11 protein-coding genes and 1 pseudogene are annotated in these 10,661 nt (G+C 68.4%); all 12 read right to left on the bottom strand.

What is annotated here, in order from left to right; all coding sequences use genetic code 11:
• Positions 1-395 (bottom strand): aldehyde dehydrogenase family protein (locus EV683_RS13890; RefSeq protein WP_131863190.1); only part of this gene is annotated, 395 nt, incomplete at its 3' end.
• Between the two features lie 73 nt (positions 396-468).
• The gene (locus EV683_RS13885) at positions 469-1,809 is read right to left on the bottom strand and encodes a TRAP transporter large permease (protein WP_131863189.1); all 1,341 of its coding nucleotides are present in this window, start codon (positions 1,807-1,809) and stop codon (positions 469-471) included.
• 25 nt (positions 1,810-1,834) lie between these two features.
• Positions 1,835-2,380, bottom strand: coding sequence for a TRAP transporter small permease (locus EV683_RS13880; RefSeq protein ID WP_131863188.1), 546 nt, complete (start codon positions 2,378-2,380; stop codon positions 1,835-1,837).
• A 147-nt stretch (positions 2,381-2,527) separates the two neighbouring features.
• Positions 2,528-3,526: a TRAP transporter substrate-binding protein gene (locus EV683_RS13875; RefSeq protein WP_131863187.1), complete on the bottom strand. Its 999-nt coding sequence runs from the start codon at positions 3,524-3,526 to the stop codon at positions 2,528-2,530.
• Positions 3,527-3,617: 91 nt separating this feature from the next.
• Positions 3,618-5,057, bottom strand: a complete 1,440-nt coding sequence (locus EV683_RS13870; protein WP_131863186.1) for an NAD(P)/FAD-dependent oxidoreductase — start codon at positions 5,055-5,057, stop codon at positions 3,618-3,620.
• A 37-nt stretch (positions 5,058-5,094) separates the two neighbouring features.
• Positions 5,095-5,499, bottom strand: a complete 405-nt coding sequence (locus EV683_RS13865) for a nuclear transport factor 2 family protein (RefSeq protein ID WP_131863185.1) — start codon at positions 5,497-5,499, stop codon at positions 5,095-5,097.
• Positions 5,500-5,748: 249 nt separating this feature from the next.
• Positions 5,749-7,263: a MocR-like pyridoxine biosynthesis transcription factor PdxR gene (pdxR, locus tag EV683_RS13860; RefSeq protein ID WP_131863184.1), complete on the bottom strand. Its 1,515-nt coding sequence runs from the start codon at positions 7,261-7,263 to the stop codon at positions 5,749-5,751.
• A gap of 80 nt (positions 7,264-7,343) precedes the next feature.
• Positions 7,344-8,603 (bottom strand): putative Na+/H+ antiporter, encoded by a 1,260-nt coding sequence (locus tag EV683_RS13855; RefSeq protein WP_131863183.1) that lies wholly within the window; start codon positions 8,601-8,603, stop codon positions 7,344-7,346.
• On the bottom strand, positions 8,600-9,265 hold the full coding sequence (gene thiE, locus EV683_RS13850) for a thiamine phosphate synthase (protein ID WP_207910471.1): 666 nt from the start codon (positions 9,263-9,265) through the stop codon (positions 8,600-8,602). The genes EV683_RS13855 and thiE overlap by 4 nt, the downstream gene beginning before the upstream one ends.
• 68 nt (positions 9,266-9,333) lie before the next feature.
• Complete coding sequence (locus tag EV683_RS13845) at positions 9,334-10,125, bottom strand: thiazole synthase (protein ID WP_131863182.1); 792 nt, start codon at positions 10,123-10,125, stop codon at positions 9,334-9,336.
• 47 nt (positions 10,126-10,172) lie between these two features.
• Positions 10,173-10,385, bottom strand: coding sequence for a sulfur carrier protein ThiS (thiS, locus tag EV683_RS13835; RefSeq protein ID WP_131863180.1), 213 nt, complete (start codon positions 10,383-10,385; stop codon positions 10,173-10,175).
• A gap of 82 nt (positions 10,386-10,467) precedes the next feature.
• A pseudogene (locus EV683_RS13830) lies at positions 10,468-10,661 on the bottom strand (hypothetical protein); the annotation flags it as partial.

Below are 10,661 nucleotides of genomic sequence, written 5' to 3'. Positions count from 1 at the left end.
GCCGGGATGGTGTCGCCGTAGACGCGTTTCGCCTCCTCGGCGAACCATTCGACGTAGGCGGCGCCGTAGGCGATCTCGGCGCGCGCCTCGGCCAATGGTTTGCCCTGCTCGGCGGTCAGGATCTGCGCCAGGTCCTCCTGGTGCGCCATCAAGAGCTCGTACCAGCGGCGCAGCACCGCGGCGCGCGCCTTGGCCGGGCGGGTCTTCCATTCGGCCATCGCGGCCTTGGCGGCGGCGACCGCCGCGCGGGTCTCGGCCACGCCGAGGCGCGGCACCTCGGCCAACGTGTCGCCGGTGGCCGGGTTGCTGACGACGATGGTTTCGGCGGCGCCGACCCAGCGGCCGGCGACGAAGGCCTGATTGCGCAGCAGGTCGGGGCGTTTCAGGTTCAGCATGGGAAAACTCCTTGCGGGGACGTTGCGTACAGGCATGGGAAAACCGCCCCTTCAATGGAAGGGGCGGCCGGGCTCAGTAGCCCAGTTGGCGCGGCAGCCACAGCGTCAGCTGCGGGACATAGGCGATCACGAACACGGCGATGGCCGAGGCCAGCGCGAACGGCAGCACCTTCGCGACGATGTCCTCGATCGCCGCGCCGCCTATCCCCGAGGCGACGAACAGGTTCTCGCCCAGCGGCGGCGTCTGGAAGCCGATCGACAGCGCGCAGATCACCACGATGCCGACGTGGGTCGGGTCGGCGCCCAGCGTGTACATCACCGGCAGCAGCACCGGCACCAGGATCATGATCGCGGCCAGCGTCTCCATGAACATGCCGACAAAGAGCAGGAACACGATGACCATGGCCCAGATCAGGTACATGTTGTCGGTCAGGCTCAGCATCGAGTCGGCGACGATCGCCGGGATGCGGTTCTCGACCAGGAGGCGGCCGAACACCGTCGCGGTGAACAGGATTAGCAGCACGCGGCCGGTGAGCCAGGTGGTGGTCTTGAGCGAGTTCAGCAGGTTGGACGGCTTGATCTCCCGGTGCAGGAAGATGCCGACGAACAGCGTGTAGAAGATCGCGACGATGGCCGATTCCGTCGGCGTGAACAGGCCGGTGTAGATGCCGCCGAGGATGATCAAGGGCGCGAGCAGCGACCAGACGCCGTTGCGCAGCGCGCGGACGATGTCCGGCACCGACCAGGTCTCGGTCAGGCCGCGGTAGCCGTGCTTCTTCGACTTCAGGTAGTTCATCACGATCAGGCTGGTCGCCATGATCAGGCCCGGGATCACGCCGGCGATGAACAGCTTGGGGATCGACAGCGACTCGAACTGGCCGAACTTGGCGACCGCCTCGGGCGGCGGCATCAGCCCCATCGCCGAAATGCCGAAGATCACCATCGGGATCGACGGCGGGATGATGATGCCGAGGCCGCCCGACGCGGCGGTCACAGCCGAGGCGTAGCTCTTGTCGTAGTTCCGCTTGCTCATCGCCGGGATCATCAGCATGCCGACGGCGGCGGTGGTAGCCGGGCCCGAGCCCGAGATCGCGCCGAAGAACAGGCAGGCGAGCACGGTCGCGGCGCCGAGGCCGCCGGTGACCGGGCCGGCGAGCGTCTCGGCGATGTCGACCAGGCGCCGCGAGATGCCGGCCGCCTCCATCAGCCCGCCGGCCAGTACGAAGGCGGGCAGCGCCATCAGCGGGAAGCTGCCGACCGAGGTGAAGGCGATCTGCACGAAGGCGATCGGGTCCTTGCCGATGGCCAAGAAGGCGGCCATCGCCGCGCCGCCGAGCGCGATGGTGATCGGCGCGCCCAGGAGCAGCAGGACGAAGAAGCCGCCGAACAGGATTTCTACGATATAGGTTTCCATCATTCTTTCCCCACGGTGTCTGCGCTTATTGTTTGGCCAGGGCGGACTGTTTCATCAGCTCGATTTCCCGGGCTTCCGGATCGACGAGCTCCACGCCCTTGAACAGCGCCAGATAGTTGTTGCGCAGGATGCGGATCGACATCAGCGTGAAGGTGATCGGCAGGATCATGTAGAAGTACTTCATCGGCACGCCCATGGTCTGCGATTTCCAGAACAGGTTCATGCGGTTGAACACGAAGTCGTAGCTCAGGTAGGCGAAGTAGCCGTTGAAGCCGACCCACATCAGGTCGGCGATCGCCTCGCTGACCTTCTTGACCACGGGCGGGAAGAACTTGAAGTGGAAGGACACGCGGTTGTGCGCCGACATCTTGGCGGCGACCACCGCGCCCAGGTAGGCGAACCAGACGAACAGGTAGGTGGCTAGTTCCTCGCCCCAGGGGATCGAGTAGCCGAGGAACTGGCGCAGCAGGATCTGCGCGAACAGCAGCACGACGAAGAAGGCGAGCAGCGCCTGGCACAGGTATTCCTCGATATTGTCGAGGAGTTTGCACACGATTTGCTTGACGGACATGGCGGTCTCCGACGGGGGCGTCGCCCGCCTCGGCCAACCTGGCGGGCTTGGCCGGGGCGGGGGCGAGGTTCCCGGGATGCGTTGACGGTGCGCGCGAGGGCGGGCGCCGGGCCCGCCCTCGCGCGCGCGAAAGCTGGGCGTGCCCGCTCAGCGGCCGAGCGCCTTGAGCGCGTTGTCAAGCTTCTGCTTGCCGCCGATGCTCTGGTAGTACTTCGGCCATACCGTCGCGGTGGCCTTCGCGATCCATTCCTTCTCGCCGTCAGCCGGCTCGGTGATCACCATGCCCTTGGCGACCAGCTCCTTCTTGATCCTGTCCTCGGTGGCCAGCAGGTATTTGTAGCTGTGCGCGGTCGCCTCGCGGCCGGCGTCGAGGATGGCCTTCTGCACCTCGGGCTTTTGCGACTTGAACACCGATTCGCTCATCACCAGCGGCTCGAGCGAGAAGATGTAGCGGATCGGGGTGACGTACTTCTGCACCTCGTTGAACTTCATCGCCGAAATCGTGATGTAGGGGTTGTCCTGGCCGTGCACGACGCGCTGCTGCAGCGCGGTGAAGGTCTCGGACCAGGCCATCGGCGTCGGGTTGACACCCCAGGACTTGTAGGTCGAGATCATGATCTCGTTCTTGGGCACCCTGACCACCAGACCCTTGAGGTCGGCCAGCGTCTTGACCGGCTTCTTCGAGTTGGTCAGCACGCGAAAGCCCGAGTAGGCCCAGCCGACGATGCGCACGCCCGCGTCGCGGATGGTGTTCTGCGTCAGCTCGTTGCCGACCGTGCCCTGGGTCAGCTTTCTGGCGTCCTCGGGGCTCTGGATCACGTAGGGCAGGGTCAAGACGCCGACGGTCGGCGAGAACGGGGTGATGTTGTTGACAGCCAGCACCGAGAAGTCGAGCAGGCCCATCGCCGCGTTGTTGATGGTGTCCTCCTCGCTGCCGAGCTGGCCGTTCGGGAACAGGTCGACCTTGACCTTGCCGGCGGTCTTCTTCTGCAGCAATTGCGCGAAGGTCTTGCCCAGTTCCCACTGCGTGCCGCCGGCGGCGTCGCCCAGCGCCATCTTGAAGTTCTGCGCGAGCGCCAGCGGGCTGGCGAACAGGAGGCCGGTCGCGGCCACCAGCGGGAGCACTACGGTTTTCTTCAGTTTCATGATTTTCTCCTCTGTTTCTGCGGGGCTGCGGCCCCATGTCGTCGCTTTTTTCTTGTTGCCTGCCCCCGACGAGGGGGCGGAGTGCCATGGGCTAGAACACGTCGTCCTTCAGGTGGTACCAGCGGTACAGGAACCACTGGCCGACGCGGCGGAACGGGGCGAAGGCCTGCGATTCGACCATTTCGCGCACATTGGGGAAGGGCAGTTCGGAGCGGAAGATCGGCAGCTCGGGACCCGCGCTCTTGCCCGCGATCAGCGCGGCCAGGCGGCGGCCGGCCTGCGCCGAGTACATGACGCCGTTGCCGCCGTAGCCCATCGCGTAGTAGACCGTCTGCGCCGGATCGGGCTGGAAGATGCGCGGCATCATGTCGTGGCTGACGTCGACCCAGCCCCACCACGAGTAGTCGATCTCGATGCCGGTCAGCGCAGGGAACTTGCGGTAAAGGTCGTCGACCAGCTTCTGCTCGTATTTCTTCTGCGGCGCGTCGTTGCCGGTGATCGCGCTGCGGCTGCCGATCTGCACCCGGCCGTCGGGCATCAGCCGGTAGTAATGGCGCAGGATGCGGGTGTCGGTGAGCACCTGCGTGGTGCGGAAGTTGCACGCCTCGCGCTCGGCCTCGGTCAACGGCCGGGTGACGATGGAGTTGGAGAGCACCGGCAGCAGGCGGTTCTTCAGCTGCGGGTGCAGGCGCTGCGAGGTGTAGCCGCCGGTGGCGACGCCGACCGCGCGCGCGCGCACCGTGCCGCCCGGCGTCCTCAGGTAGTGGAAGCCGTTGCGCGTCTCCCAGCCCTCGACCGGGCTGGCCGGGTGGACGGTGGCGCCGAGCGCGCGCGCCTTTCTCAGGTAGCCGAAGGCGAGCTTGCCGGCGTGGATGCCGATGCCTTCCGGCTCGTGCATCGCGCCGGCGGCCTCCTTGTCGTCGACGTATTCGCGCTTGACCGTCTCGGCGTCGAGGATGCGCGCGTCGTACTTGAACACCTCGCGCAGCACGGCCGCCTCCTTCCTGAGCGCCGGCATCACCTCGGGACGGTGCGCGATGTAGAGGTGGCCGCCCGGCTGCGGCTCGCAGTCGATGTCGCGGATCAGGTGCTTGAAGGTCTCCATGCCTTCGCAGACCTCGGCGTGCAGCCTGAGCGCGGTGTCGAGGCCGTAGCGGCCTATCCACTGCGAACGCTTGAGCCGGCCCGACGCGCACTGCGCCTGGCCGCCGTTGCGCGTGCTGCAGCCCCAGCTGACGCGGTTGGCTTCGAGCACGGTGGCCTTGATGCCGTATTCCTCAGCCAGGAAGATCGCGCAGGACAGGCCGGTAAAGCCCGAGCCGATGATCGCGACGTCGACGTCGACGTCGTGGGTGATCGGGCCGTCGTCGGGCGGCGGCTCGCCGGCGGTGCCGATCCAGTAGGTCGGCGCGTACTCGCGACCGTGGCCCGGGGTCGCGGCCACCAGCGGGTCGTACGCCGGGTCGTAGGGGTGGGAGGGGGCGGTGCTGCGGCCTTCGGCCGTTCTCCGCTTTTCAGCGATGGCATCCATGTGCGGAATCCTCGATAACGCTTGCTGGAGCCCGGGCTCAGTTGCCGTTCCGGCCGACCGGCGGACGGTCCTTGCGGAAGGCGTTCTTCACCGCGATCTTGCCGTCCCTGAAGGTGAACACGTCGACCATGCGCGCCTCGATGCGGGTGCCGTCGGCGCGGGTGCCGCAAAAGGTCGATTCGGTCACGCCGCGCTCGCCACGGACGAAGTGCTCGCCGTCGAGCCAGGCGGCGTCGGGGAAGGTCTGCCAGGCGAGCTGGAAACCCTCGCGCACCGCGTCGCGGCCCTTGAAGGTCTTGCCGAGCAGGTCGGGACCGGCCACCGCGTGGAATTCGCAGTCGTCGGCCATGAAGCTCATCAGCGCGTCGAGGTCGTGCCGGTTCCATGCGTCGCTGAACGCCTGAAGCAGGTCCTCGGTGACGGGGGTCTGGTTGTTCGCCATCTCGTTCTCCTATGTTGCCGTTTTCGGATGGGCGGCGCGGCTGGCCTGCCCGTTTGTTCGACAAGCCCAGAGTAGTGAGCGGGGACGGCGGGCTGTAGGGCCAGTTGCCGGCAATCGTTTGGGCCAGGGAGCGGACGGCGGGAACGACGCGGGGGAAGGGGATGCCTTTGTCTTGATGCCTCGCCGGAAAAGGCGATCCGCCCGGTCGGCGGCGGGCGCGGACCGGGTCGGGAAAGGGCGGGGCGGGTGTCAGCGCGCCGGGCGCGGGCGCAGCGAGCGCAAGACCTCGGCGAGGCGCTGGATGCCCGGTTCGATCTTTTCGTAGACGATGGACGAGAAGCCGAGCCGGAACATATTGCGCGGCATAGCCGGCGACATGTAGAACACGCCGCCCGGCTCGACCAGCACGCCGTGCTCCTCGGCGCGGCGGCACAATTCGACGCTGTCCAGCCACTCCGGCCCCTCGACCCAGCACGAGGCGCCGCCGTGGACGGGGACGGGGCGCACCTCGGGCAGGTGGAGGGCGAGCGCGTCGGCCAGCGCCTGCGCGCGGTCGCGATGGGCCAGCGTCAGCCTGCGCAGGTGGGCGTCGTAGTGGCCCAGCGACAGGAACAGCGAGAACGCGCGCTGGATATAGGCCGACGGGTGGCGCAGCATCAGCCGGCGCACGCCGCGCAGCTCGGCGATCAGCTCGGCCGGGCCGACGATGTAGCCGATGCGCAGGCCGGGCGCCAGGCACTTGGACAGGCTGCCGACGTAGATCACGCGGTTGTGGCGGTCCAGGCTCTTGAGCGTCGGGGTCGGGTCGCCCTCGAAGCGGTTCTCGCTCTCGTAGTCGTCCTCAATCACGACGCAGTCCGCCGCCTCGGCCATGTCGAGCAGCGCCAAGCGCCGCTCCAGCGGCATCGTCACCGTGGTCGGGCACTGGTGGCTGGGCGTGACGTAGACGTAGTCGCAGTTATAGATGGCGCCGCTGACCTTGAGCCCGTCGCCGTCGACCGGCAGCGGCAGCAGGTGGGCGGTACGGCTGCCGAAGATGTTGCGCGCGTCCGGGTAGCCCGGGTCCTCGATGCCGACCGGGGTGTCGGGGCCGACCAGGAGGTCGGCCAACAGGTAGAGCGCCTGCTGCGCGCCGACGGTGACGACGATCTCGTCGGCCGAGGCCCACACGCCGCGGCGCGGCAGCACGCGGGTGCGGATCTGCTGCACCAGCGACTCGTCGTCGCGCAGGATCATGTCCTGCGCCCACTCGTGGATGTCGAGCACGCTGAGCGCCTTCAGGCTGCACTCGCGCCAGTCGGCGGTCGGGAACAGCAGCGGGTCGTACTGGCCGTAGATGAAGGGGTAGGGATAGTCCTGCCAGTTGGCGCGCTTGACGATGTTGCGCTGCGCCGACGGCCGGAACACGAAGCGCCGCTCCCAGTCCGGCGGGTTGGCCGAGCCCTTCTCCTCGTCGGGCGGCACCCCTTTGGCCGCCATGCTGCCTTCCAGGATGTCGCCGTTGACGAAGAAGCCGCTACGCTCGCGCGACACCAGATAGCCCTCGTCGACCAGTTGCTGATACGCGAGCACCACCGTGTTGCGCGCGACGCCGAGCTGCCCCGCCAGCTCCCGGCTCGACGGGATCGGCGCGCCGGCCGGCAGCTGGCCGCCGAGGATCGCCGAGACCAGCATCTGGCGGATCTTGCCCTGCAGCCCCATGCTGCTGCCGTCCAGTTGCAGGAAACGTTGGTGCCACATGGTGCCGATCAGCCTGGTGCTCATTGTCGAGTGCCCGTGTCCTGTGCATGTCCGAATCGTTTCTAGTGTGACAGATTAATGCGGGGTCGTCCGCCAGGGGCGGCTCAGAGCAGCCGGAACGCCAGCATCGCGACCAGGGTCGGCGGCAGGGCGGCGACGAGGAGGCCGAGCGGGTGGATAGCCTCGTCCTCGAAATGGCCGCGCAGGATCGCGGCGCCTGCCGGGTTGGGGGCATTGGCGATTAGCGTCAGGCCGCCGCCGGTCACCGCGCCGGCGACCAGCGCGTACTGGAAGTCGCCGCTCAGGCCGTCGACGAGCGAGCCCAGATAGGTCAGCGCCGCGTTGTCGGTCACGGCGGTCAAGAGGGTGGCGCCGAAGTAGACGGCGTCGCTGTTCATGCCCATCAGCACCGGTTGCAGCCACCATTGCTGCTGGCCGCCGAGCACGACCAGCCCCGCGAGGAAGAAGGCGACCAGCAGCCCCTCGCGCAGGATGAAGCGGTCCTGGTGGTGGCGGTAGGCGTGCGCGACGCCGAGGAAGAACATGAACAGGCCCATGAACACGGCAGGGTGGTGGGCGAAGACGACCACGCCGACCAGGAAGGCCAGGTGGGCGAGCACCAGCGCCGGCGGGACCGGGGCCCATTGCGCGGCGGCGACCGGCGGCGGCAGCCGCTGCAGCTCGCGCCGGAACAGCAGCGTCGCGCTCAAGGCGTTGACGATCACCGTCAGGCCGGCCTTCCAGCCGAAGGTGCCAATCATGAACCACATGTCCCAGCCCCATTGCCCGGCGACCATCAGCACCGGCGGCGCGGCGAAGGTGGTCAGCGTGCCGCCGATCGACACGTTGACGAACAGCACGCCCAGCGTCACGTAACGCAGCTTGGTCGACAGCCGGTGCACGAAGAAGCGGTCGCGCAGCATCAGTGCGGCCAGCGTCATCGCCGCCGGCTCGGTGATGAAGGAACCGAGCACCGGCACGCAGGACAGCGCGACGAAGTAGAAGGCCAGCTGGCGCGGCAGCGGGACGAAGCGGGCGATAAGCTGCGCGCCCGCCATCGCCAGTTGCAGGATGGGCCGGGTGCCGGCGATCACCATGATCGCGAACACGAACATCGGCTCGGTGAAGTTGCGCGAATCGAGGTAGCCGGTGGCGGCGTCCTGGCCGTCGACGGCGAACATCGCCACCAGCAGCACCATCGCCCAGAAGCCGAACACCACCTCGACCTCGCCGAGCAGATGCCACAGCCCGGCGTGGGCTGGCCGAGCGTGCGCGAGCCGTTCGAAGAACTTGGTCGAGAAGGTGTGCACGATGGAGATCGCGAACAGCGTCGCGGCCAGGGTCTGGACGAGGGTGGGACTCATGCGGTTTTCTCCGGTCGGCAAGGGGTGGCCGCGCCGCGCGCGGCGACGATCGCGCGCGCGGCGGCCGCTGGGTCGGCGGCGTCGAACAGGCCGCCGATCACCGCCAGCATGTCGGCGCCCGCGCGCCAGACGGGGCCGGCATTGGCGGCGCAGATGCCGCCGATCGCGGCGGCCGGCAGGGCGGGCCGCGCCGGGTCGGCGAACAGCGACAGCGGCGCCGACACCGTGTCGGGTTTTGTCGGGGACGCAAAGACGGCGCCGAAGGCCACGTAATCGGCGCCGTCGGCCGCCGCGTCTTGCGCCAGGCGCAAGCGGTCGTGGCAGGTCGCGCCGACGATCGCCGCCGGCCCGAGCCGCCGCCGGGCCCGGGCGACCGAGACGTCGCCCTGGCCGACGTGGACGCCGTCCGCGCCTAGCCAGCCGGCCAGTTCCACGTCGTCGTTGACGATGAACAGCGCGCCGTGCGCGCGGCACAGCGCCTGGATGGCGGCGGCCTGCTCGCGGCGCAGGCTGCCGTCGCCCGACTTGCTGCGGTACTGCACGAGGCGCGCGCCGCCGGCGAGCACCGCCGCGACGCGCGGCAGCAGCCAGCCGCTGTCCGGCGTGTCGGGGGTGACGGCGTACAGGCCGTCGAGCAAGGGGCGGGAGCGGCGGTCGGACACGGTATGCCTTTCTGCGGATCGAAGGAGAAGGTTGGCCGAGCCGCCGCGGGGCGGCCGGGAGGTGAGGGTTAGCGCGCGGGGGAGATCAGGCCCTCGGTCGGCGACGACGGCGTCGCGCTGTAGAGCTTTCTTTGCATGCGGCCGGCGAGGAAGGCGCGGCGGCCGGCCTCGACCGCGTGGCGCATCGCGCCCGCCATCAGCACCGGCTGGCGCGCGTAGGCGATCGCCGAATTCATCAGCACCGCGTCGCAGCCCAGCTCCATCGCGATCGCCGCGTCGGACGCGGTGCCGACACCGGCGTCGACCAGCACCGGCACCTTCGCGTTGTCGATGATCAGCCTCAGGTTCCACGGGTTGAGGATGCCCATGCCCGAGCCGATGATGGACGCCAGCGGCATCACCGCGACGCAGCCGATCTCCTCGAGCCGCTTGGCCTGGATCGGGTCGTCCGAGCAGTAGACCATCACGTCGAAGCCTTCCTTCACCAGCGTCTCGGCGGCCTTCAGCGTCTCCGGCATGTTGGGGTAGAGGTTGTTCGGGTCGCCGAGCACTTCGAGCTTGACGAGGCGGTGGCCGTCGAGCAGCTCGCGCGCCAGCCGCAGCGTGCGCACCGCGTCGTCGGCGGTGTAGCAGCCGGCGGTGTTCGGCAGGATGGTGTAGCGGGACGGCGGCAGCGCGTCGAGCAGGCTTTCCTCGCCCGGCGTCTGGCCGATGTTGGTGCGGCGGATCGCGACGGTGACGATTTCGGCGCCGGCGGCGTCGACGGCCTTGCGGGTTTCCTGGAAGTCCTTGTACTTGCCGGTGCCGACCAAGAGGCGGGACGAGTAGGTCTTGCCGGCGATGACGAGCGGATCGTGCATGGCGACTCCTTCTATATGTGCGTTGATGGCGGACGGGCTCGGGGGTCTCAGCCGCCGCCGACGGCGACGATGATCTCGACGCGGTCTCCCGAGGCGAGCCGGGTGTCGCGGTGCCGGCTGCGCGGCACCACTTCGCCGTTGCGTTCGACGGCGACCCGCTGGTCCAGCAGGGCCATGGCGGCCAAAAGGTCGTGGACCGTGCCGGGCGCGGCGAGCGGCGTCGGCGCGCCGTTGACGATGAGGGTGACGGAGGTGGGCATGGCGTGGCTCCTTGCGGGGAAAATCGTCGGAAAGCTTGGCCGAGTCCGTACCCATGCTCGGCCAAGCTTGGGGTCCGGTCGATCACACCTTGTCGTACAGCTTGGCGCCGCCCTTGACGAACTCGATCGCCTTCACTTCCATGCCCTTGGCGAGCGCGTCCTGCTCGGACACGCCCTGGGCGGCGGCGAATTCGCGCACGTCCTGGGTGATCTTCATCGAGCAGAAGTGCGGGCCGCACATCGAGCAGAAGTGCGCGACCTTGGCCGAGTCCTTCG

The sequence above is a fragment of the Crenobacter luteus genome (genome assembly GCF_004345725.1).
GTDB classification, from domain to species: domain Bacteria; phylum Pseudomonadota; class Gammaproteobacteria; order Burkholderiales; family Chromobacteriaceae; genus Crenobacter; species Crenobacter luteus.
The sequence above is the reverse complement of the archived record's forward strand: the minus strand, read 5'-3'. Positions and strand labels throughout refer to the sequence as shown.